Consider the following 22,990-nt stretch of genomic DNA (forward strand, 5'->3'; position numbering starts at 1 on the left):
GTTATGATTTCAGGCATTTTAGCATCCCCGGGTATCGCTTTCGGTAAAGCTCTGCTTCTGAAAGAAGACGAAATCGTCATTGACCGGAAAAAAATTTCTGCCGACCAGGTTGATCAGGAAGTTGAACGTTTTCTGAGCGGTCGTGCCAAGGCATCAGCCCAGCTTGAAACGATCAAAACGAAAGCTGGTGAAACGTTCGGTGAAGAAAAAGAAGCCATCTTTGAAGGGCATATCATGCTACTCGAAGATGAGGAGCTGGAGCAGGAAATCATAGCCCTGATTAAAGATAAGCACATGACGGCTGACGCTGCTGCTCATGAAGTTATTGAAGGTCAGGCTTCTGCCCTGGAAGAACTGGATGATGAATACCTGAAAGAACGTGCGGCTGACGTGCGTGATATCGGTAAGCGCCTGCTGCGCAACATCCTGGGTCTGAAGATTATCGACCTGAGCGCGATTCAGGATGAAGTCATTCTTGTTGCCGCTGACCTGACGCCGTCCGAAACCGCACAGTTGAACCTGAAGAAGGTACTGGGTTTCATCACCGACGCGGGTGGCCGTACTTCCCACACCTCAATCATGGCACGCTCTCTGGAACTGCCAGCCATTGTGGGTACTGGTAGCGTCACCTCTCAGGTGAAAAATGACGACTATCTGATTCTGGATGCCGTAAATAATCAGGTTTACGTCAATCCAACCAACGAAGTTATCGATAAATTGCGCGCTGTTCAGGAGCAAGTAGCTTCTGAAAAAGCAGAGCTTGCTAAGCTGAAAGATCTGCCAGCCATTACGCTGGACGGTCACCAGGTAGAAGTGTGCGCTAACATCGGTACTGTTCGTGACGTTGAAGGTGCAGAACGTAATGGCGCTGAAGGCGTTGGTCTGTATCGCACCGAATTCCTGTTCATGGACCGCGACGCGCTGCCGACTGAAGAAGAACAGTTCGCGGCCTACAAAGCTGTGGCTGAAGCGTGTGGCTCGCAGGCGGTTATTGTTCGTACCATGGACATTGGCGGCGACAAAGAGCTGCCGTATATGAACTTCCCGAAAGAAGAGAACCCGTTCCTCGGCTGGCGTGCTATCCGTATCGCGATGGATCGTAAAGAGATTCTGCGCGATCAGCTCCGCGCTATCCTGCGTGCCTCTGCTTTCGGCAAATTGCGCATCATGTTCCCGATGATCATCTCTGTTGAAGAAGTACGCGCACTACGCAAAGAGATTGAAATCTACAAACAGGAACTGCGCGACGAAGGTAAAGCGTTTGACGAATCAATTGAAATTGGCGTGATGGTGGAAACACCGGCTGCCGCAACAATTGCGCGTCATTTAGCCAAAGAAGTTGATTTCTTTAGTATCGGCACCAATGATTTAACGCAGTACACTCTGGCAGTTGACCGTGGTAATGATATGATTTCACACCTTTACCAGCCAATGTCACCGTCCGTGCTGAACTTGATCAAGCAAGTTATTGATGCTTCTCATGCTGAAGGCAAATGGACTGGCATGTGTGGTGAGCTTGCTGGCGATGAACGTGCTACACTTCTGTTGCTGGGGATGGGTCTGGACGAATTCTCTATGAGCGCCATTTCTATCCCGCGCATTAAGAAGATTATCCGTAACACGAACTTCGAAGATGCGAAGGTGTTAGCAGAGCAGGCTCTTGCTCAACCGACAACGGACGAGTTAATGACGCTGGTTAACAAGTTCATTGAAGAAAAAACAATCTGCTAATCCACGAGATGCGGCCCAATTTACTGCTTAGGAGAAGATCATGGGTTTGTTCGATAAACTGAAATCTCTGGTTTCTGATGACAAAAAAGATACCGGAACTATTGAGATCATTGCTCCGCTCTCTGGCGAGATCGTCAATATCGAAGACGTGCCGGATGTCGTTTTTGCGGAAAAAATCGTTGGTGATGGTATTGCTATCAAACCAACTGGCAACAAAATGGTAGCTCCGGTTGACGGCACCATTGGTAAAATCTTTGAAACCAACCACGCGTTCTCTATCGAATCTGATAGCGGCGTTGAGTTGTTCGTCCACTTCGGTATCGACACCGTTGAACTGAAAGGCGAAGGCTTCAAGCGTATTGCTGAAGAAGGTCAGCGCGTAAAAGTTGGCGATACTGTTATTGAATTCGATCTGCCGCTGCTGGAAGAGAAAGCCAAGTCAACCCTGACTCCGGTTGTTATCTCCAACATGGACGAAATCAAAGAACTGATCAAACTGTCCGGTAGCGTGACTGTGGGTGAAACCCCGGTTATCCGCATCAAGAAGTAATTCTTGCCACAGTGAAAAATGGCGCCCGTGGGCGCCATTTTTTTATGCTTCCGCCAGCGGCGGCAAAATCAATTCATCGCTTTCATACTGCTGGGTATAACACATCACCTCCAGCACGCGTAAACCTGCGCTGTGCACTGCGTCGGTTAACGCCTTCCCTTTCAGTAATCCACTGATAAGTTGAGCGCAAAACAGATCGCCAGTACCTTTAAGATCCGTTTTTACCCGAGAGTGGGAAATGACATTCACGCTATCGGCACTGACCACCACCACCTGCATATCCTGATTGTCTTCATTGCCGGAAGCGCTGGTAATAACCACCCATTTTAATGTCTCTGAAAGCAAACTTTTTGCTGCGGCAATGGCGCTGTCGAGATCGCGGCAGTTTTTACCGGTCAGGATTTCCAGCTCAAAGATATTTGGCGTAATCCCCTGCGCCAGTGGCAGTAAATATTGCCGATACGCATCGGGAAGGTCAGGTTTGACGTAAATACCACTATCAATATCGCCAATCACCGGATCGACCATAATCAGCAAGTCAGGATGCTCTTCGCGTAAGACTGTCAGCCATTCGGCAAGGATTCTAATTTGTGACGCTGTCCCCATATAGCCCGTAGTCACCGCACGTAACTTACGCAGCGCATCACGCTCTTTCAGTGCGCGCAAATAACCGCTAAACCACTCGTCCGGAATCGCACCACCGTAGAACGTGTCATAATGCGGCGTATTACTCAGCAACACGGTCGGTACGGCAAAGACATTCAGGCCGTTCTGTTTAATGGCAGGCACGGCAATGCTGTTGCCTACGCTGCCATACACCACCTGCGACTGCACGGCGACGATATCCGCCTGCAACGCCCTGCTCTTATCGTTAAACAACAACAAACTACTCATTTAATAATTTCTCCTTGCCGATGATCCTCATCGTACCCCAACCGAAACTTTACCTGATTCTGGCAGTCAAATCGGCTAATACAACACAAGGATAAGGCAATTCAGTGAAGAAAATCATTTGTCTGGTCATCACACTGCTGATGGCACTCCCCGCTTACGCGAAGTTAACTGCCCACGAAGAAGTCAGAATTAACGCCATGCTGGAAGGATTAGCGCAGCATAAGGATTTGATATTCATACGCAATGGCGATCAACATACTTGTGATGAAGCAGTTTCGCATCTGAAGTTGAAGCTCGGCAACACACGCAACCGCATTGATACCGCCGAGCAGTTTATTGATAAGGTGGCTTCGTCATCATCGATTACCGGTAAGCCTTACATCGTGAAGATGCCCGGTAAGAGCGATGAAAATGCGCAACCTTTTTTACATGCGCTGATTGCGCAGACGGATAAAACAGTGCCTGAGGAAGGGAATTAATCCGCTTTGGCAAGGCATTTACAGGAGGTAACATGAAAAAATGCTTTATTTATAACGATGAAAAATCGAGTAAATTTTGGTGGATAGATTACGAAGGGGATAGTTTAGCTGTCAACTATGGCATTTGTCGGCAGCAACAACTGCCGACAAATCAGATTATTGACAAAGTGCACTTTGTTTAGCCGGATGCGGCGTAAACGCCTTATCCGGCCTACAAAATATTGCTAATGCAATATATTACAGGAACCTTGTAGGCCTGATAAACGTAGCGCATCAGGCTGTTTTGCGTTTGTCATCAGCCTCCAATGCTATTAATCCTTAAATCCCCGCCCCCTGGCTAAAGTGTTCTTCGCCAAACACCCCGGTGGAAAGGTAGCGATCGCCACGATCGCAGATGATCGCTACCACCACTGCGCCAGGGTTGGCTTTTGCCACGCGTATCGCACCGGCAACCGCGCCGCCGGAGCTGACGCCGCAGAAAATCCCTTCCCGCACGGCCAGTTCGCGCATGGTGTTTTCCGCGTCGCGCTGGTGAATATCCAGTACCTCGTCCACCAGAGAAGCGTTAAAGATGCCCGGCAGATATTCCGCTGGCCAGCGGCGAATCCCCGGAATGCTGCTACCCTCTTCCGGCTGCAGGCCAACAATCGTTACCGGTTTGGATTGTTCGCGCATAAACCGTGACACGCCGGTGATGGTGCCAGTCGTCCCCATGCTGGAGACAAAATGCGTAATGCGACCGCCGGTTTGCTGCCAGATTTCCGGCCCGGTGGTGGTGTAATGCGCATAAGGATTATCGGGGTTATTGAACTGGTCGAGCAGCTTGCCTTCACCACGATTCGCCATCTCCAGCGCCAGATCGCGCGCACCTTCCATGCCCTGCTCTTTGGTGACAAGAATCAGTTCCGCACCGTAGGCACGCATCGCCGCGCGACGTTCCTGGCTCATGTTGTCGGGCATCAGCAATTTCATGCGATAGCCTTTTAGCGCGGCGATCATTGCCAGCGCAATGCCTGTGTTACCACTGGTGGCTTCGATTAACACATCACCGGGTTTAATTTCCCCACGCTTTTCCGCCTCGACAATCATTGATAATGCCGCGCGGTCTTTCACCGAACCCGCAGGGTTATTCCCTTCCAGTTTTAACCACACTTCACTGCCGTTATCCGGCCCCATTCGCTGCAACTTCACCAGAGGCGTATTGCCAATTGTTTGTTCTAATGTACTCACGATCTCTGTCCATACGTGGTGTTGCCTGATGCGACGCTTGCGCGTCTTATCAGGCCTACAGGTTACAAACCTTGCCATTAAAAAGCCCGGATCGCGGGATGCGCCTCCGGGCGTTTAACATTTACTCAACCTATCAGGCGCTTTGTGCGAGAGCAAGCTCCTCATCGCGGGTTTCAATACGCTGATCGCCGTTATACAAGCGCGCATGTTGCAGGCCAACGAATAAACGCTCACCGCGTTGCGGGGCGTCATCGCCATGCATCACAACTGTCAGCGGTTCGTTGTACCACCCCAGCGGTTGTACGACTAATTGGGTGTAGTGTCCTTTCGGACTGGCTTCCAGTACCTGTACCGGCAGCGGCGAATCGAGGCTGGTGCGGCGACTGATATCCACTTCCCACGGACGCAGGAAGAGATCCACCGGCCCCTGATATGCAGGCGTATACCCCAGCGGCCAGCGATGCGCGCCAACGTGGAACTGCCCGCCGCGAATAATTCCCTGTAAGCGGTTCACTTCGCCCATAAATTCGAGCACAAAGCGGGTCGCCGGTTCACGCCAGACCTGATCCGGCGCATCCGCCTGTTCGATATTGCCCTGGCTCATCACGACCACACGATCGGCAACTTCAGTCGCCTCTTCCTGATCGTGAGTGACGAACACACTGGTAAATTTCAACTCTTCGTGAAGCTGACGCAGCCAGCGACGCAGTTCTTTACGCACCTGCGCATCCAGCGCGCCAAACGGTTCATCAAGCAACAGAATTTGCGGTTCCACGGCAAGCGCACGCGCCAGCGCCACACGCTGTTTCTGACCACCAGAAAGCTGCGCCGGATAACGATCTGCCAGATGAGCAAGCTGCACCATCTCCAGTAACTGGGTGACTTTCGCTTTGATCGCCGCCGCATTTGGGCGCTCTCGACGCGGCAGCACCGTCAGGCCAAAGGCGATGTTGTCGAACACCGTCATATGGCGGAACAGCGCGTAATGCTGGAACACAAATCCCACTTTACGATCGCGCGCGTGCAGGCGGCTGACGTCGGTGCCGTGGAAGCGAATATGCCCGCTGGTTTGATGCTCCAGCCCGGCGATAATCCTCAGCAGCGTGGTTTTCCCGGAGCCGGACGGCCCCAGTAACGCGACCATCTGACCAGAAGGAATATCCAGTGAGATATCGTTCAACACCTGGGTGCGACCAAATGACTTCTTAATCCTGGCAATCTCAATACTCATGATGTACCTCCTGCTGCGCGCGTTTTTCCTGATTCTCCAGACGCCACTGCAACATACTCTTTAAAAACAGGGTGATAATCGCCATCAGCGTCAACAGCGCGGCGGCGGTAAAGGAGCCGACGGTATTGTAGTCCTGCTCCAGCAATTCAATCTGTAATGGCAGCGACAGGGTTTCGCCGCGAATCGAGCCGGAAACCACCGATACCGCACCAAACTCGCCAATCGCGCGGGCGTTAGTCAGCACCACACCATACAGCAGCGCCCAGCGGATGTTCGGCAACGTAACGCGGCGAAACATCTGCCAGCCAGACGCGCCAAGCAAAATCGCCGCTTCGTCTTCCTGGCTGCCCTGACTTAACATCACCGGCACCAGTTCACGCACCACAAACGGACACGTCACGAAGATAGTCACCAGCACCATTCCCGGCCAGGAGAACATAATTTGCAGATTATGTTCGTCAAGCCAGCCGCCCAGCGGGCCGTTGGAGCCGTAGAACAGCAGATACACCAGACCGGCGACTACCGGCGACACCGCAAACGGAATATCCAGCAGCGTCAGCAGCAACTGACGCCCCGGAAAATCAAAACGCGTCACCAGCCAGGCCAACAGGATGCCGAACACCAGGTTCACCGGCACAGCAATCAGCGCAATCATCACCGTCAGCCAGATGGCGTGCAGCATGTCCGGGTCTGCCAGGTTCTGTAATACCGGCATGATTCCCTTGCTGAATGCCTGCACAAAGATGTAAATCATCGGCACCAGCAGGATGAACGCCGACACCAGCATCCCGGTGCCAATCAAAAACCATTTGCCCCAGTTAATCGGGCGCGCGTCATAACGCTTCAACTGTGTAACTTCCGCCATTAATGACCTACCACACGCCGACCGAAGCGACTTTGCAGAGTGTTAATAGAGAACAGCAGCAGCAGCGATGCTGCGAGGATCACCGAAGCAATCGCGCTCGCCGCCGGGTAATCAAATTCCTGTAAGCGAACAAAAATCATCAGCGACGTTACTTCCGTCTTCCAGGCGATGTTCCCGGCGATAAATATCACCGCGCCAAACTCACCAAGACTACGGGTAAACGACAGCGCCACGCCCGCCACCAGCGCCGGAGAAAGCTCCGGCAGCACCACTTTGCGGAAACTCTGTAAACGTGTTGCGCCGAGCGTTTCTGCCGCTTCTTCGTATTCCGGCCCTAATTCTTCCAGTACCGGCTGCACGGTTCGCACTACAAACGGAATGCTGGTAAAGGCCATCGCCACCGCGATCCCCAGCCAGGTATAGGTCACTTTGATATCAAACTTCGCCAGCCATTCGCCGTAAAAACCGTTCACGGAAAAGAGCGACGCCAGGGTTAAACCCGCGACCGCTGTCGGTAGCGCGAAGGGTAAATCCATCAGCGCATCAAGCAGCGTGCGCCCCGGAAAGCGATAGCGGGTTAAGATCCACGCCATTAACAGACCGAAAACGCCGTTAAAAATCGATGCCACAAACGCTGACAGCAGCGTCACTTTGTAGGCCGCGACCACCTGCGGATTGGTGATCACCTCCCAGTACTGCGCCCAGCTCATCTCAGAAAGCTGCATCACCAGCGCGGAAAGCGGCAGTAACAATATCAGGCACACAAACAGCAGACTGGTGCCAAGGCTTAAGGTAAAGCCCGGCAGCACGCGTCTTGAAGAAACTGCAAACATCAGTTACGCCCCGCAGCCAACAGCTTGTCTAACTCACCGCCGCTGGTAAAGTGGGTTTTCATCACTTCTGGCCAGGAGCCAAACTTATCTTCCACGCGGAACAGTTCGGTCTGCGGGAATTTATCTTTCAGCTTGTCCATGACTTCCGGATTATTCACGCGGTAGTAATAGTCGGTGATGATGGTTTGCGCCTGCGGGCTGTAGAGCCAGTTCAGATAAGCTTTTGCGGCTTTTTCCGTACCGTTGACCTGCACGTTTTTATCCACCCATGCCACCGGGAATTCCGCCAGAATATTGGTTTTCGGAATCACCACTTCAAAACCCTGCGCTTCATACTGTTTGCGGATGTTGTTCACTTCCGATTCAAAGCTAATCAGTACATCGCCCAGGCCACGCTCGGCAAAGGTTGTGGTCGCGCCACGACCGCCGGTATCGAAGACTTCAACGTTTTTCAGGAACTGGGTCATAAACTGTTCGGTTTTGGCTTTATCGCCGCCGTCCGCTTTATCGGCTGCGCCCCACGCTGCTAAGTAGGTATAACGCGCGTTACCGGAGGTTTTCGGATTCGGGAAAATCAGCTTCACGTCGGAACGCACCAGATCGTTCCAGTCGTGGATATTCTTCGGGTTGCCCTTACGCACCAGGAAACCCATCGTGGAGTAGAACGGCGAGCTGTTATTCGGCAGGCGCGACTGCCAGTCCGCCGGGATCAGCTTGCCTTTGTCGTGCAGGATCTGCACGTCGGTCACCTGGTTATAAGTTACAACATCGGCTTTTAAGCCCTGCAAAATCGCCAGCGCCTGTTTTGATGACCCGGCATGAGATTGTTTTATCGTCAGTTTGTCACCGCCGTTATCTTTTGCCCATTGTTGCTCAAACGGCGGATTCAGGGCGGCAAACAGCTCGCGGGAGACGTCATAAGAACTGTTCAGCAGTTCCGTTGCCTGCACGTGGCCAGCCAGCAGCAGAGAAGCGACCAGCGCGAGAGAGTTCTTTTTCAGTAAGTTAACGGCCATTGCGCACCCTTATATATTTAATGACTTTCTAATAGCCATCATATTTATAACGGGCGTGAAAGGAGTAACGGTTTTATATACCGTTTGGTGATTTGGAAGTTAAAAAGAGAATAAGGCGAAATCCTCCCCACTGATGCAGGGAGGAAACAGAGGTGAATCAGATGCCGACGCTGACCGTCTCTGGCAGTGTGCTGCCGCCATCGATCACATTCTGTGTACCCGTTAAATAGCTGGACTCATCCGACGCCAGAAAGGCTGCCAGCTCGCCTACTTCCAGCGGATCAGCGAGGCGACGCAGCGGAATTGCTTTCGCCATTTCAGTCAGTACTGATTCCGGATCTTGCGGATTCGACTGGCGAGCGATGTTTTCCGCCATTGGCGTGCGCACGTAACCAGGGCAGATTGCGTTAACGCGAATCCCCGACTGAGCATACTCCACTGCCAGCGATTTGGTCAGGCCAACAATCGCCGCTTTCGACAAGGCATACGCCGTTTCGCCCGGATCGGCCACCATATCGCCAGTAACCGAAGACATCATCACAATGCGACCATCTTTGCGGGCAATCATCTCCGGTAGAACTGCCTTCGTGACGTTCCACACGCCTTTGATATTGATATCAATATGGAAATCGCGATCGTCATCGCTCATTTCCAGAAAACTACCCAGACGGCAAACACCTGCGTTATTCACCAGAATATCAATGCGCCCTTCTTTTTCCTTCGCGCGCTTGATCGCTGCCGTAACCGACGCCGGGTCGCGTACATCGGCAATTACCGCCGTACAGCGATGACCGCGACCACACAGCTCGTCTGCCAGCTTTTCAATCTCAGGGGAGATATCCAGCAAGATTAGGTTTGCGCCATGACGCGCAAAGGTTCTGGCAATACCTTCGCCAATACCTTGCGATGCGCCCGTAATCAGTGCTGTCTTGCCCGTGAGTTTACCCATTTCAAGTTTCTCCTTTTGAATACAGAGCATTACGCCCTATTGTCCCTACCATACCTGAATGACAGATCAATGCTGAGGAGTGGATCTAAATTCAGGGAAATCTTAAGTAAAATCACCCATAACCACAACTCAGCCATTGCGCGAATTCACTGCTGTACATAATCAGGCAGGGAGATATGATTCACGCCAGATGAAATTATTTGAAGACAAATATTTAAGGTGATTGCCTATGCAACTTGAAAAGATGATTACTGAAGGCTCCAACAATGCCTCTGCTGAAATTGACCGCGTATCGACGCTGGAAATGTGTCGGATCATTAACGAAGAAGATAAAACCGTACCGCTCGCCGTTGAGCGCGTACTACCGGATATCGCAGCGGCGATTGATGTTATCCACACCCAGGTGAGCGGCGGCGGTCGTCTGATTTATCTCGGCGCGGGAACTTCCGGTCGTCTGGGTATTCTCGATGCCAGCGAGTGCCCCCCCACTTACGGCGTGAAACCAGGTCTGGTCGTTGGTTTGATTGCTGGCGGCGAATATGCCATCCAGCACGCGGTGGAAGGCGCGGAAGACAGCCGGGAAGGCGGCATCAACGATCTGAAAAATATTACTTTAACGGCGCAGGATGTGGTGGTTGGTATTGCCGCCAGTGGACGCACGCCATATGTGATTGCCGGGTTGGAATACGCGCGCCAGTTGGGTTGCCGTACGGTCGGTATTTCCTGTAATCCGGGAAGCGCGGTTTCCACCACCGCAGAGTTTGCTATTACGCCAGTCGTCGGGGCTGAAGTGGTTACCGGTTCTTCGCGGATGAAAGCAGGTACGGCGCAGAAACTGGTGCTCAACATGCTCTCCACCGGGCTGATGATTAAGTCAGGCAAAGTGTTTGGCAACCTGATGGTCGATGTGGTCGCCACCAACGAAAAATTGCACGTGCGCCAGATCAATATCGTCAAAAACGCGACCGGATGTAGCGAGGAACAAGCGGAAGCGGCATTGATTGCCTGCGACCGTCACTGCAAAACGGCCATTGTGATGGTGCTGAAAAATCTCGATGCCGCAGAAGCGAAAAAACAACTGGATCAATACAATGGCTTTATTCGTCAGGTTTTAGACAGGGAATAACCCATGACAAATTTGAAGACATCTCCTGGCTGTTCATACACCTGAGCAGTGATCCGCTCAGTTGTGCCGTGCTGTTTACACCACGCTCTTTGGCTGCCATAACGTCAATCTGGACTAAGCAGTAGCTTAGAGACAAAACAGCCCGATGCGCTACGCTTATCGGGCCTACAGGTTGACTGCAATTTATTAAGTTTGAACGATCTTACACGCCGGATTAAGCATTTACGCCGCATCCGGCAAGACGCTACAAGTGCGTGAGTAAAACTTACAGCGCCATCAGTTTGTCCAGCGACGGTGCAAAGTAATAGCCGCCAGTGACTGGTTTGGTAAAACGTAACATTGCGTCACGTTTGCCATCGGTATCGCCAAACATACTCAGCAACTGCTGCTCAATGTTATGCAAACGTGCACAGTAAGCGCAGAAGTACAGGCCGTGCGTGCCGCTGGCGGTGCCATATGGCAGGCTCTGGCGAACAATCTTCAGGCCTTTGCCATCTTCTTTCAGATCAACACGGGTCAGGTGAGAAGTTTCCGGACGCTCATCGCCATCGATCTCTTCGTTGGCCTCTTTAGTACGGCCGATCATCATTTCCTGATCGTGAACGCTCATACGGTTGAGTTGCTTCAGGTTGTGTTCCCAGCGCTGCACAAACACATAGCTGCCGCCCGCATCCACACCGTCTTTGATGACCGCCACTTCGCGACGCGTCTCTTCACCCGCCGGATTTTCCGTGCCGTCAACAAAGCCGCTCAGGTCACGCTCTTCCACCCAACGGAAGCCGTGGATCTCTTCTTTTACCTCAATGCAGCCGCCAAAGGCTTCCATCGCCGCCTGGGCCACGGAGAAGTTTACGTCGTGACGCAGAGAAAGAATGTGGATTAACACATCGAACTGGGTCGTCGGCGCAAGACCTTTTCCGTAACCCGGAAAATCTTTTAGCTCTTCGGCTCCCACGCCGCCGCTCAGAGCACGCCAGGTGTTGTTGCCAAAGGCGACAACCGCGCCAAGATGCGCGTCCGGGTATTTTGCTTCAAAGGTTGCCAGTTTATCGGCAAAGTTTTTACTGGCCGCACGCAGGGCATCAACTTCCCCTTTTACGTTGGCTTCGATCCAAATCGCCGCGCGGCAATGTTCTGGCAAAATGCCACTCTGAACCTGAGACATTGTTCCTCCTGAAATAAGAATGCCACGCAATCCGTGGCATTGTTGAGCGCTATTTTACGTGTTTTTTGTGGCGACGGTTTGTTCAGACGCAAATTAACGCCGCCAGATGATTTTACTGACTTTCCAGTTTTTCAGGGTATCGTCAGAAGGCATTAACCCTTCAGGACCACTCCACTCACCGCTAAACTGGTAGCTAATATGTTGACTGCCTTCGGCTTTACATTCGACGGCACGATTATCATCACCGTCTGCTTTTTTGCAATTGCCAAATGCTTTGCTGTAAAGGTCACTAAACGGTGTACCGATTTTAACCCCCGTGTCAGCAGGAATATCGCTATCTGAGACATCAATGCGGCTGATTGTACCTTGATCACCGTTGATAACCATCGCCACGCTGTCGCCCTTCATCACTTCAAAAAAGCGCACCACATTACCGTTCGCGGTTTTCATTCCGCTGCGCAGCCGATAATCACCATCAAGCGCATCGGCAATGGCTTGTTCTTGTAGTGGCGTGGACGCCGTTAATTTGCCAACGCCTTGCTCGCTCACTTTAGTGGACGAGCTAAACCAGTTCCACGGATTAGCGGCAGACCAGTTAACTGACGACATGGTGGAACAGCCGGTCAGCATCAACGGCATAGCGCATAACATTAAACGCAGCGATTTCATGTCACTTCCTTTGGTTATTCAATAACGTTGCTTGGAGTGCGAATTTGCAAAAAAGTGCCGTTATTCTTTTTCTTCCACAAAACAAGCGCGTAAACGTCGATTGGTCAACAGCCAGATTAACGCCACAATATCCGCGATAACCAGCGCCAGACCGATACCGCTGACGGATTCACCATTTAGCCACAGCCACGGTTGCCAACAAAGCAAAACGAGCTGCGCCAACAGCAACAGAAAATAGAGCACGTGCCAGATACGGGGAAACGTATCCCGCCGACCACTCAGTAAGAATGCCAGCACCGCCGGAATGCCCGGTATCAACCCCAGCCAGAAATTATCGTGATCGGGATAAAACAGATTCAGCAGCGCAGTGCCCTGCTCGCGCGACGCACCGGCAATGACAAACAGCACCCAGGTTCGCGCCTGAAGCAATAGCACAAACCAGAAGAGGAAGGGTAAACGCAGGCGTCCGTGCACATCATAATGGACAGGATGAAACTCAGTACTCTTCATCTTCAATCAAACGCTTACCCAGACTCAGCACATCGGCGTGTTCATATCCCAGGCGTTCGTACATTCCGAGTACCATATCGTTGTCTTCCGGTACATTGATCTGAATTTTCGGACAGCCGCGAGCAATAAGCTTTTTCTCCAGCCGATTAAGCAATGCATTGGCAATTCCACGCCCGCGAAACTCCGGATGCACGCCAAGATAATAAGCAGACCCGCGATGCCCGTCATAACCGCCCATCACCGTTCCCACTACTTCGCCGTTAACTTCCGCGACCAGGAACAAACTGACGTCATGGTTCATCTTGCGCTCGATGTCCATTTCCGGATCGTTCCACGGACGCAGCAAGTCGCAACGCTCCCAAAGGGTGATGACCTCTTCGAAATCTGCCTGGCGAAATACGCGTATCTCCATGGTATGAGTTACCTTTTTGGGGGTTAAAAGGGTGATTATGGCGTGAACGACCGAATTAGCCAATATCTGACGAAAATCGGTTGAAAAAGTGGCATAATGACGCGTTGTCATTTATTGAAATGAAAAGTAAAACAATTCTCACCAGCAAACCGTCGTAACGGATTACGCGATACGATATAACATCTGGAACTTTATTATTACAACTCAGGCCGTATGAGCACTTTTAAACCACTAAAAACACTCACTTCGCGCCGCCAGGTGCTGAAAGCCGGATTGGCTGCCCTGACGTTGTCAGGAATGTCGCAAGCCATCGCCAAAGAAGAACCTTTAAAAACCAGTAACGGACACAGTAAGCCGAAAGCCAAAAAAGCCGGAGGCAAACGGGTAGTCGTTCTCGATCCAGGTCACGGCGGGATTGATACCGGTGCGATTGGTCGCAACGGATCAAAAGAAAAACACGTGGTGCTGGCAATCGCCAAAAATGTCCGTTCTATTTTGCGCAATCATGGCATTGATGCGCGTTTAACGCGTTCTGGCGATACGTTTATTCCACTGTACGATCGCGTTGAAATCGCCCATAAGCATGGCGCAGATCTGTTTATGTCAATTCACGCCGACGGCTTCACCAACCCGAAAGCCGCGGGGGCATCGGTCTTTGCCCTCTCCAACCGTGGCGCGAGTAGTGCGATGGCAAAATATTTGTCGGAACGCGAAAACCGCGCTGATGAAGTCGCCGGGAAAAAAGCGACTGACAGGGATCATCTATTGCAGCAAGTGCTGTTTGATCTGGTGCAAACAGATACCATTAAAAACAGCCTGACGCTTGGCTCGCATATTCTGAAGAAGATTAAACCAGTGCATAAGCTGCACAGCCGCAACACCGAACAAGCCGCGTTTGTGGTGTTGAAATCACCGTCGGTTCCTTCGGTGCTGGTGGAAACCTCATTTATCACCAACCCGGAAGAAGAGCGACTGTTAGGCACGGCGGCGTTTCGTCAGAAAATCGCCTCTGCCATTGCCGAAGGCGTGATCAGTTATTTCCATTGGTTTGACAACCAGAAAGCACACTCGAAAAAACGGTAAGTTATGAAGCCCGACGCACACCAGGTTAAACAGTTCCTGCTCAACCTTCAGGATACAATTTGCCAGCAACTGAGCGCCGTAGATGGCACACAGTTTGCCGAAGATAGCTGGCAGCGCGAAGCTGGTGGCGGCGGGCGTAGCCGGGTGTTGCGTAATGGTGGTGTTTTCGAACAGGCGGGCGTCAACTTTTCTCACGTCCACGGCGACGCGATGCCCGCTTCTGCCACTGCTCATCGCCCGGAACTTGCCGGGCGCAGTTTCGAGGCGATGGGTGTATCGCTGGTAGTGCATCCGCATAATCCGTATGTTCCCACCAGCCACGCCAATGTGCGCTTTTTTATTGCCGAAAAACCGGGTGTCGATCCCGTCTGGTGGTTTGGCGGTGGTTTTGACTTAACCCCTTTCTATGGCTTTGAAGAAGACGCCATTCACTGGCACCGCACCGCCCGCGACCTGTGCCTGCCATTTGGCGAAGATGTTTATCCACGCTACAAAAAGTGGTGCGACGAATACTTCTACCTTAAACATCGCAATGAACAGCGCGGCATTGGCGGGCTGTTCTTTGATGACCTGAACACGCCAGACTTCGACCACTGCTTCGCCTTTATGCAGGCGGTAGGCAAAGGTTACGCCGACGCATACTTGCCGATTGTTGAGCGACGTAAAGCAATGGCATATGGCGAGCGCGAGCGCAATTTCCAGCTCTACCGTCGCGGTCGTTATGTCGAATTCAACCTGGTCTGGGATCGCGGTACGCTGTTTGGCTTACAAACCGGCGGGCGCACCGAATCAATCCTGATGTCAATGCCGCCACTGGTACGCTGGGAGTACGATTATCAACCGGAAGAAGGCAGCCCGGAAGCGGCGTTGAGTAAATTTATTCAGGTCAGGGATTGGGTGTAATTTCATCACCCTAACTCCTGCATCCGCTGATGCAGCGTCAGTGATGGCTTCTCGGCAAACAGTTGCTGATAATCCGTCGCAAATTGCCCAAGATGCCAGAATCCCCACTGCATGGCGGCGTCTTTTACCGTCAGACTTTGCGACCACGGGCTTATCAGCTCGCGGCGCACGGCGTTCAGGCGAATGCGTTTCAGCCACGCGTTCGGGCCAATGCCCAAAATAGTGTGAAATGCGTTTTGTAAGGTGCGGCGACTGACGTGCAGTTGATTGCACAAGTCCAGCACCGTTACCGGTTCGGACATATTCTCCAGCACATATTCGCGGGCGCGGGAAAGCAATCGTCGATAGCCCTGATGGCTGATGCTTTCCGCCGTCACCATTGGCTGCGCTTCTTCCAGCATCACTCCCATCGCCAACAACAAGTTATCGCCAAGCACTTTACGCACAGCGGATTGATGTAAGTTCTCCGGGTTCTCGCAAAACGTCGCCAGCGCCTGTTGAACAAAGCCCCACAGTGCGGCTTTATGCTGCTCCTTCACTTCCAGCGCCGACTGATTACGCAACATATGCAGCACCCTTTCCGGGTTATGCAGAAAGTTTGCGTGACGGGAAATGACATCTTCCGAGATCACCACGCCAAGAATGGTGTAATCGTCCGGCGTACTTAATTCAAACTCAGTGCCGCCGGGCCGCGTGGCTATTTCTGCGCTTCCCAGACATTGCGAACCGATAAATCCCTGTTCACCGCGCGTCGCCGGAATACCAAACCAGAATGAGTTCGGCCAGACCAGACACGACTGGCGCAGCGCCAGACCGGTGTATTCACGGAAAACCTGAATATCATCAAGCAGGATTTCCGTAAATTCACCATGAAACTTTCCCGGATGCAGTTGATCATAAATCTGCTGCCAGGCGGTAATTGTCAAAGCATGTTCATAGACATCTGTTGTCTGTTGTTGATGAACATTATCCACTTCAACCTTCGGCGTGAGCCTCAGATTTTCGGGTAAGGGTTCATGATAAAGATGGTGCAAGTTGGCTGTACGGGTCTTTTTCATGATGTTAATGCCGGGTGTTATATGACACCCGGCACCTCCGACAGGTTAATGGGGCTTGAGACGATAACGACTACTGCGTTTACGCAACGTCCCGGCAGAAAAGAGCTGTTCGAGCGCATTTCTGGCTTTTTCCAGCGGCCAGCCAAAGTGGGCGGCAACTTCTCCGACCGTCATTCCCTGACGTACTGATGTTAACAACGCCAACAACTCGTCGGCAGATTCCGTGACGATCGCTGGCGCGCCAGGTTGCTTTAGCTGTCGGTTAAAGCCAGCAACCAGCCACTGGGTGTCATCATCAGGTCGACCAATTTCCTTGCGGCTGATAACTCGCCCGGTACGCATTGCGGCGGCATAACCGGCATCCAGCGCCGCACGACACGCCGCCAGATCGCCTTCCACCACCAGCGTTAAGCGACCGGGGTCAAGCACTTCATGACTGAGCAGACGCACGTTTGCCGCTTTCAGCATGGCATCTGCCGCATCGATTGCGGCGACCATGCCGTCAACTTCCAACAAACCCAGTGCATTGTTCATCGGCAACCTCCGTTACGCACGTTGGATTGGATTACGCGCGATTTCCAGCACTGCATCAGTAAAGGCGTTACAGGCCGCTTTACACGCTGCCTGGCTACCGGTCAAAAATGCCGCTGAATAGTTGGTTTCTGACGGTGGCGGAACATAAGTCACCAGTTGCACATCAGCAGATTTCAACGCAGCATCAATGCCGTAGGTCGCTTCCAGCGGCGGTGCCACCAGATACGCCATCGGATCACCGAGCGTAATGCCTGCAGTGGAAGAGAGATAAGAACCGGTACGCGAAACCACATGAGCGAGGAATGCCGTATCTTGCTTATCGTTCGCCCACTGGAACGCCGCGCCGTTTTCAATATGCGCGACCATCGCATCCAGACCGGCACGCACTTCCGCCGGGTTTGGCCCGCCGAGCATAATCAATACTTCACCGGCAGTCGGTGACGGGCCGTGCGCCGCGCCGGCATACAGCGAGCGACCATACACCACTTCAACCATCGCCTGTTTTGTCGCTTCATCAGCCGCAATGTAGGTGACATCATCAGAATCGGCGGAAATCAGCCCGAGGCTACGAATATGCGGCGGCAATTTCAGTTCACGCGCAAAATCAGCGTTAACGGAGGCAATCACCCGCATGGCAGTGACCGACGGTCGAATCAAATCTAAAGCTGGCATGATGCCTCCTTATCGGGTCATGTTGATGCCGGATGCTTTCTGCTCCAGCATACGTTTCGCCAAATCCACAATGACGGCTGCGGCTTCAACCGGCGGCGTGCCGCCCTGGTGAATGTTAGAGATACAGGTGCGATCGGCTTCCACGGTAGTTGCCATACGCGGTGAGTAAACGGCGTAGCAGGAGAGGCTCTCTGACTGCCCTAACCCCGGACGTTCGCCCACCAGCAGGATCACCACTTTCGCGCCAAGAAGCTCGCCAATCTGGTCTTCAATTTTCACGCGACCATAACGCACAAAAAACGGCGTGCCGACTTTTAGCCCCGCATGTTGCAAGCCCGCCATCAGCGGCGGCAGAATTTCTTCGTAGTTCACAGTGATGGCATCCGTAGACAGACCATCGGAGACAACGACCTGCACGTCAGGATTGGCGACACATTGCGCTTTCAAAGCCTCGACGGCTTCCGCACACAGACGACGTCCCAGATCCGGGCGCGTCAGATAAAGGTTTTTGTCGCTAATTTCAGAACGTACTTCCAGCAGCCCCTGCGCTTTCACCCACTCTTCCGGCACCTCTTTCAGCACCGTATCTTTAGAGCGCGAGTGGTCGGCCAGGAAACGCAACAGCGCCTGGGTACGCGGACGCGGACCGGCACGACCGGTACAGACGCGGGCCACGGTGCTGCGGCGCAGTTCGGCTAATACGTCTGCGCGATGCGGATTTTCAACGCCAATCCACGCCTTCGCTTCAGCAGAACCTAAATCCAGCGCGCAGCTTTCCGAGGTCACCGGTGTTGCACAGGTTGTGGTGGCGCATTTTGCTTCTGACGGCGCGGCGGCCGCTTGTCCCATTGACGCCATCACGCTGCGTACAATTTCTTCAATCTGTTTTTGATCCATGATGTGTTATCTCCGCGTCATCAGAAGAACAGTGACGGATCGCCCGCCCGTTTGGTCAGGCGACCGTTTGCCATAATGCCCATGCTTTCCAGCCAGCGTTCAAACTCCGGTGACGGACGCAGATTCAGTAACTGACGCACAGTAGCGGTGTCATGGAACGCCGTGGTCTGGTAGTTGAGCATGATGTCGTCACCCAGTGGCATCCCCATGATGTAGTTGCAGCCTGCGGTAGCGAGCAGGATCATCAGGTTTTCGTTGAGGTTCTGGTCAGCGTCAGCGTGGTTGGTGTAGCAGCAGTCACAGCCCATAGAAATGCCGCTCAGCTTGCCCATAAAGTGATCTTCTAAGCCCGCACGGATAATCTGCCGGTCGTTGTAGAGATACTCCGGCCCAATAAAACCGACCACGGTGTTGACGATAAACGGATCGTAATGACGCGCCAGCCCGTAGTTACGCGCTTCCATCGTCACCTGATCTGCACCGAAGTTGGCACCAGCGGAGAGTGCAGAACCTTGTCCGGTTTCGAAGTAGAGGCAGTTTTCCCCGGCGATACGGTTGAACTCTGCGCCCACTGCGCGGGCTTCGTCCAGCATTGCCAGTTCCACGCCGAACTCTTTCAGCCCTTTCTCGCTGCCACAAATACTCTGGAAAATCAGCCCGCCCGGTGCGCCGCGACGAATCGCTTCAATCTGGGTGGTGACGTGCGCCAGCACGCAGCCCTGAGTCGGAATGTTGAATTTGTCGATCACCCCGTAGATGGTGTCCAGCACGCGGCTTAAGTTTTCCACATCGTCCGTCACCGGGTTGACGCCGATCACCGCATCGCCTACCCCGAAGGAAAGCCCTTCATAGATTTGCGCGGCGATACTTTGTACGTCATCACGGGTATCGTTTGGCTGCAAACGGGCGCTGAAAGTGCCTGGAATACCGATGGTGGTATTGGCCTTTTTGATAATCGGCATTTTCTTTGCGCCGTAGATCAGATCCGCGTTAGAGCAAATCTTCGCCACCGCCGCGACCACTTCCGAGGTCAGCCCTTTACGGGTAAAGGCAATATCATCAACGCTGGTTTCGTCGCTCAGGACGTACTCACGCAGCTCGCTGATGCTCCAGTTTTTAATCTGGTTGTAGGCCGTTTCGTTAACGTCATCCTGAATCAGCCGCGTCACGCAGTCTTCTTCATAGGCAATCACCGGGTTATTGCGGATATCCGCCACGGTCATTTCCGACAACACCTGCTTTGCCGCTACCCGCTCCTGCGAGCTTGTTGCCGCAACCCCCGCCAGCACATCCCCCGAACGCAGTTCGTTGGCCTTCGCCAGCACCTCTTTTACATCCTTGAATTGATAAACATTGCCAAACAATGTGGTCTTTAGTTTCATAAGTCGTTCCCTCAGGAAGGAAATGCGAGTGATTTCACCGTCACCGGCACAACCGATCCGCCAAAAAGAGGCGTACCAATGTCGATATAGTCCCCCGCGCGAACAATCACTTCGTCAATGACTGCCAACGGGAGTTGTTGTAGCTGTGGGCGCAGCAACATGCCCAGAGCTTTACCAAAGTCCTGCCCGGCCACCACCAGCAGGGGATGCGGATTCGGAAAACGCGCGACGAAATCGACCAGCGCGTTGATGACCGTCAGTACCGCGGCGTAACGCACGGGAAGCCCGGCGGGAAGCGCCAGCACGTACGCGTCAGAGTTGGGATCAAGATCGAGCTGAATCAGCGCCTGTTGCCAGCCATTCACCAGATCCGTTTCATCAATCGGGATCGCCACCGGCAAATTGCGCAGCGGCAGTTGCACGCCCTCCAGCCAGATAGTGCTGCCAGAGAGCGAAAGGGTATGCGCACCCGCGCCAATCACCGTGGCGCGCACGGTTTGCGCCGGAAACTGCACGCGCATCTCACGCAGGCGCGGATGGTCATGCAGCGCTGTTGCCAGCAGCGGCCCAATATCGGCAAAACAGAACGGGTCAGCGGGCTGATGGCGATAACATTCGCCCACGCCGCCAGAAAGAGTAATGATTTCGGGCGTAACGCCTGCGGGCAGCAAACCGGTTTGCATCAATGCCTGCGCGAGCGGCGAGAGCGTTCCTTCAATCACTTCGACAATCAGTTCCGCCATCCGCCGGGTAACCTGCACCAACTGCGCACCGGTCAGTAAACGGGCGTCAGTGCCTGTGCCGAAGCACTCATCCACAATCATCTGCCCCGGTTTATGAGCGTAAATCACGCGCCCCTGGCAGTCGGTTTCCAGCAGCCGACCGCCGACGTTGAGGCAGGCAGTCCCGCTGATTTTTCCGGCATCGAACAGGGCGTAGTTCGCCGTGCCGCCACCGATATCGATATTCAGCACCCGACATAACCGTTGTTCAGAGAGGGTTTGCGCTCCGGCACCGTGCCCGGCAATCACCGATTCGAGATGCGGTCCGGCACTGGCGACGACAAAATCGCCCAGCGATTGAGAGAGCGTCATCACCGCCGGACGGGCATTGCGGGTTTTCGCGCTTTCGCCGGTGATAATAATGGCACCGGAATCGACGCTCTCCGGTGCAATGCCCGCAGCCTGATATTGCTCAAGGATTAAAGTTTTCAGTTCCGCTTCTTTTAATCCGCCCTGTTTGTCGACAGGGGTAAAGAACACCGGGCTTTGCCAGCTAATTTCGCGTTTGATGAATTCGTAACGCGGCACCTGCGACACTGCCGCACGGTTAACCAGTTCCAGGTGGGAGAAGATCACCTGGGTGGTGGTGGTGCCGATATCGATACCGACGCTCAGTAGCTGGCGAGTGTTCACGATTGCGCCTCCGCTTCGGTTTTAGCCGTGGTCGCATCTTCTTTTGGCACCAGCATCATCGCCACGCCAATCGCCGTAACACCGCCGATCAGCTTGCCGACAATCATCGGGAAGATCATGGCGTTCATGTTGGCAGCGGCGAAACCTAAGTGGTCGCCCAGGGCAAAGGCAGCGGAAACGGCGAAGGCACAGTTGATCACTTTGCCGCGGGTATCCATCTGCTTCATCATGCCGAACATCGGGATATTGTTGGCAAGCGTCGCCACCATCCCCGCCGCCGCAATATTGTTCATATTCAGCAGCTTACCGACACTCATCAGCGGTTTTTCAAACCAGCGGGTCAGCAGCAGCACCATCGGGTACGCCCCCAACAGAACGCAGGAAATCGATCCGATCACTTCAATGGCGCGCATCACTTCGCCGGGTTTGTCGCCAGGAGACATAAAGATGGGATCAAGACCGGGGATCAGTTCCCAGCCAAGCAGGAATTTCACCACCGCAGCGGCAAGACCGATGGTGATTAATGCCACGAGAAATTTGGCGAAGATCTGGAAACCGTTGATCATTTTTTCCGGGATGAATTTCAGCCCCAGCGCCACCAGAATCGCGACAATGATCACTGGGATCATATTCATCAGGATCAGCGCGAAGGTAAATTCCACCGGCTGGCCGTTGATCTGCACACCGGAATACATCGCCACCAGACCACCGGCGATACAACCAATCGGAATGGTCACAATACCGGCCAGCACGCCGAGTGCGAGATAACGGCGGTCAGACGGTTCGATGATGCCAAGCGCCACCGGAATGGAAAACACAATCGTTGGCCCCATCATCGACCCGAGAATTAACCCAGAGTATAGCCACGCTGCCACATCGCCGCCCGCCAGTTCTTTGGCGAGGAAGAAGCCGCCCATATCGCACGCCAGCAGTGTTCCGGCGAACATTGACGGGTTTGCGCCGAGCATTTCGTAAACCGGGATGATTACCGGCCCAAGTACGTGTGCCAGTACAGGCGCAAGCGCGGTCATACCAACCATCGCCAGACCCAGAGCGCCCATTGCCATAAAGCCTTCTTCAAACTGGCCGCCCGATCCCTCAATGCTTTTACCGAATTTACCGAGGAAACGCGCTGAACCGCCGAACTGCGACAGAACCCTGTCTACGGCAGCTATCAGCATAAAGAACATCATGATGTACATGATGATTTCATTAATTCCCATCGCCTTTACTCCCTGTTAGTTATTATTTATTGGCGGATGCAGCGTGAACGCCTTATCCGCCCTGCATATGCAATCCTGTAGGCCGGATAAGACGCGACAAGCGTCGCATCCGGCATCTGCACCGCGCCACTGGCGGATGCGGCGTGAACGCCTTATCCACCCT

Annotated in this window: 24 protein-coding genes and 1 pseudogene; 7 read left to right on the forward strand and 18 right to left on the reverse strand. The window is 53.2% G+C overall.

Annotated elements, in window-relative coordinates; translation table 11 throughout:
- Nucleotides 1-3: 3 nt before the first annotated feature.
- Nucleotides 4-1,731 carry a phosphoenolpyruvate-protein phosphotransferase PtsI gene (gene ptsI, locus A1SC_RS13060; RefSeq protein WP_000623129.1) on the forward strand — a complete coding sequence of 576 codons (1,728 nt, stop codon included), beginning with the start codon at nucleotides 4-6 and terminating at the stop codon, nucleotides 1,729-1,731.
- A 40-nt stretch (nucleotides 1,732-1,771) separates the two neighbouring features.
- Entirely contained in the window at nucleotides 1,772-2,281 is a 510-nt protein-coding gene (gene crr / locus A1SC_RS13055) for a PTS glucose transporter subunit IIA (RefSeq protein WP_000522247.1), read from the forward strand.
- Between the two features lie 42 nt (nucleotides 2,282-2,323).
- Here the strand turns inward: crr and pdxK are convergent, their stop codons facing one another.
- Nucleotides 2,324-3,175, reverse strand: a complete 852-nt coding sequence (gene pdxK, locus A1SC_RS13050) for a pyridoxine/pyridoxal/pyridoxamine kinase (RefSeq protein ID WP_016262230.1) — start codon at nucleotides 3,173-3,175, stop codon at nucleotides 2,324-2,326.
- Between the two features lie 104 nt (nucleotides 3,176-3,279).
- Between pdxK and A1SC_RS13045 the strand changes: the two genes are divergently transcribed.
- On the forward strand, nucleotides 3,280-3,654 hold the full coding sequence (locus A1SC_RS13045; RefSeq protein ID WP_016262231.1) for a YfeK family protein: 375 nt from the start codon (nucleotides 3,280-3,282) through the stop codon (nucleotides 3,652-3,654).
- Between the two features lie 32 nt (nucleotides 3,655-3,686).
- A pseudogene (locus A1SC_RS24530) lies at nucleotides 3,687-3,776 on the forward strand (WGR domain-containing protein); the annotation flags it as partial.
- A 196-nt stretch (nucleotides 3,777-3,972) separates the two neighbouring features.
- On the opposite strand, the gene cysM reads toward A1SC_RS24530, so the two are convergent.
- From cysM to ucpA, 6 genes are all read right to left on the reverse strand, one after another.
- The gene (cysM, locus tag A1SC_RS13040) at nucleotides 3,973-4,884 is read right to left on the reverse strand and encodes a cysteine synthase B (RefSeq protein ID WP_001516829.1); all 912 of its coding nucleotides are present in this window, start codon (nucleotides 4,882-4,884) and stop codon (nucleotides 3,973-3,975) included.
- Nucleotides 4,885-5,017: 133 nt separating this feature from the next.
- Nucleotides 5,018-6,115 (reverse strand): sulfate/thiosulfate ABC transporter ATP-binding protein CysA, encoded by a 1,098-nt coding sequence (cysA, locus tag A1SC_RS13035; protein ID WP_000021087.1) that lies wholly within the window; start codon nucleotides 6,113-6,115, stop codon nucleotides 5,018-5,020.
- The gene (gene cysW, locus A1SC_RS13030) at nucleotides 6,105-6,980 is read right to left on the reverse strand and encodes a sulfate/thiosulfate ABC transporter permease CysW (protein WP_016262233.1); all 876 of its coding nucleotides are present in this window, start codon (nucleotides 6,978-6,980) and stop codon (nucleotides 6,105-6,107) included. The genes cysA and cysW overlap by 11 nt, the downstream gene beginning before the upstream one ends.
- Nucleotides 6,980-7,813, reverse strand: coding sequence for a sulfate/thiosulfate ABC transporter permease CysT (gene cysT, locus A1SC_RS13025; RefSeq protein WP_000458417.1), 834 nt, complete (start codon nucleotides 7,811-7,813; stop codon nucleotides 6,980-6,982). The genes cysW and cysT overlap by 1 nt, the downstream gene beginning before the upstream one ends.
- Complete coding sequence (gene cysP, locus A1SC_RS13020) at nucleotides 7,813-8,829, reverse strand: thiosulfate/sulfate ABC transporter substrate-binding protein CysP (RefSeq protein WP_016262234.1); 1,017 nt, start codon at nucleotides 8,827-8,829, stop codon at nucleotides 7,813-7,815. The genes cysT and cysP overlap by 1 nt, the downstream gene beginning before the upstream one ends.
- A gap of 157 nt (nucleotides 8,830-8,986) precedes the next feature.
- Complete coding sequence (ucpA, locus tag A1SC_RS13015) at nucleotides 8,987-9,778, reverse strand: SDR family oxidoreductase UcpA (RefSeq protein WP_000517453.1); 792 nt, start codon at nucleotides 9,776-9,778, stop codon at nucleotides 8,987-8,989.
- A gap of 229 nt (nucleotides 9,779-10,007) precedes the next feature.
- Here ucpA and murQ point away from each other — a divergent pair, with 229 nt between their 5' ends.
- Nucleotides 10,008-10,904, forward strand: coding sequence for an N-acetylmuramic acid 6-phosphate etherase (gene murQ / locus A1SC_RS13010; RefSeq protein ID WP_001175637.1), 897 nt, complete (start codon nucleotides 10,008-10,010; stop codon nucleotides 10,902-10,904).
- 265 nt (nucleotides 10,905-11,169) lie between these two features.
- Here murQ and yfeX read toward each other — a convergent pair whose 3' ends face one another.
- The 4 genes from yfeX to A1SC_RS12990 all read right to left on the reverse strand — a co-directional run bounded on the left by yfeX (nucleotide 11,170) and on the right by A1SC_RS12990 (nucleotide 13,660).
- A complete protein-coding gene (gene yfeX, locus A1SC_RS13005; protein WP_000084587.1) occupies nucleotides 11,170-12,069 on the reverse strand; it encodes a porphyrinogen peroxidase in 900 nt (299 codons plus the stop codon).
- Between the two features lie 93 nt (nucleotides 12,070-12,162).
- Nucleotides 12,163-12,738, reverse strand: coding sequence for an RpoE-regulated lipoprotein (locus A1SC_RS13000; protein ID WP_016262235.1), 576 nt, complete (start codon nucleotides 12,736-12,738; stop codon nucleotides 12,163-12,165).
- Between the two features lie 60 nt (nucleotides 12,739-12,798).
- The gene (locus A1SC_RS12995) at nucleotides 12,799-13,248 is read right to left on the reverse strand and encodes a DUF2919 domain-containing protein (RefSeq protein ID WP_010379003.1); all 450 of its coding nucleotides are present in this window, start codon (nucleotides 13,246-13,248) and stop codon (nucleotides 12,799-12,801) included.
- Nucleotides 13,235-13,660, reverse strand: a complete 426-nt coding sequence (locus A1SC_RS12990; protein WP_000405994.1) for a GNAT family acetyltransferase — start codon at nucleotides 13,658-13,660, stop codon at nucleotides 13,235-13,237. The genes A1SC_RS12995 and A1SC_RS12990 overlap by 14 nt, the downstream gene beginning before the upstream one ends.
- Before the next feature lie 213 nt (nucleotides 13,661-13,873).
- Here A1SC_RS12990 and amiA point away from each other — a divergent pair, with 213 nt between their 5' ends.
- Nucleotides 13,874-14,743 (forward strand): N-acetylmuramoyl-L-alanine amidase AmiA, encoded by an 870-nt coding sequence (gene amiA / locus A1SC_RS12985; protein ID WP_000102901.1) that lies wholly within the window; start codon nucleotides 13,874-13,876, stop codon nucleotides 14,741-14,743.
- A 3-nt stretch (nucleotides 14,744-14,746) separates the two neighbouring features.
- On the forward strand, nucleotides 14,747-15,646 hold the full coding sequence (gene hemF, locus A1SC_RS12980; protein ID WP_016262236.1) for an oxygen-dependent coproporphyrinogen oxidase: 900 nt from the start codon (nucleotides 14,747-14,749) through the stop codon (nucleotides 15,644-15,646).
- 5 nt (nucleotides 15,647-15,651) lie between these two features.
- Here hemF and eutR read toward each other — a convergent pair whose 3' ends face one another.
- Genes eutR through eutH form a run of 7 tightly spaced genes read right to left on the reverse strand, consistent with a single transcriptional unit; the run spans nucleotide 15,652 to nucleotide 22,827 of the window.
- Nucleotides 15,652-16,704: an HTH-type transcriptional regulator EutR gene (gene eutR, locus A1SC_RS12975; RefSeq protein ID WP_001516839.1), complete on the reverse strand. Its 1,053-nt coding sequence runs from the start codon at nucleotides 16,702-16,704 to the stop codon at nucleotides 15,652-15,654.
- Between the two features lie 45 nt (nucleotides 16,705-16,749).
- Nucleotides 16,750-17,238, reverse strand: coding sequence for an ethanolamine utilization microcompartment protein EutK (gene eutK, locus A1SC_RS12970; protein ID WP_001516840.1), 489 nt, complete (start codon nucleotides 17,236-17,238; stop codon nucleotides 16,750-16,752).
- Between the two features lie 12 nt (nucleotides 17,239-17,250).
- Nucleotides 17,251-17,910 (reverse strand): ethanolamine utilization microcompartment protein EutL, encoded by a 660-nt coding sequence (eutL, locus tag A1SC_RS12965; RefSeq protein WP_001111029.1) that lies wholly within the window; start codon nucleotides 17,908-17,910, stop codon nucleotides 17,251-17,253.
- Between the two features lie 9 nt (nucleotides 17,911-17,919).
- Complete coding sequence (gene eutC / locus A1SC_RS12960; protein ID WP_000372306.1) at nucleotides 17,920-18,807, reverse strand: ethanolamine ammonia-lyase subunit beta; 888 nt, start codon at nucleotides 18,805-18,807, stop codon at nucleotides 17,920-17,922.
- 20 nt (nucleotides 18,808-18,827) lie between these two features.
- Nucleotides 18,828-20,189, reverse strand: coding sequence for an ethanolamine ammonia-lyase subunit alpha (eutB, locus tag A1SC_RS12955; RefSeq protein WP_001516843.1), 1,362 nt, complete (start codon nucleotides 20,187-20,189; stop codon nucleotides 18,828-18,830).
- Between the two features lie 11 nt (nucleotides 20,190-20,200).
- Nucleotides 20,201-21,604 carry an ethanolamine ammonia-lyase reactivating factor EutA gene (gene eutA, locus A1SC_RS12950; protein WP_001097493.1) on the reverse strand — a complete coding sequence of 468 codons (1,404 nt, stop codon included), beginning with the start codon at nucleotides 21,602-21,604 and terminating at the stop codon, nucleotides 20,201-20,203.
- On the reverse strand, nucleotides 21,601-22,827 hold the full coding sequence (eutH, locus tag A1SC_RS12945; protein WP_000512411.1) for an ethanolamine utilization protein EutH: 1,227 nt from the start codon (nucleotides 22,825-22,827) through the stop codon (nucleotides 21,601-21,603). Before eutH ends, eutA begins: the two co-directional genes overlap by 4 nt.
- Nucleotides 22,828-22,990: the final 163 nt, after the last annotated feature.

This window comes from Escherichia sp. KTE52 (genome assembly GCF_000408325.1).
Lineage (GTDB): Bacteria > Pseudomonadota > Gammaproteobacteria > Enterobacterales > Enterobacteriaceae > Escherichia > Escherichia marmotae.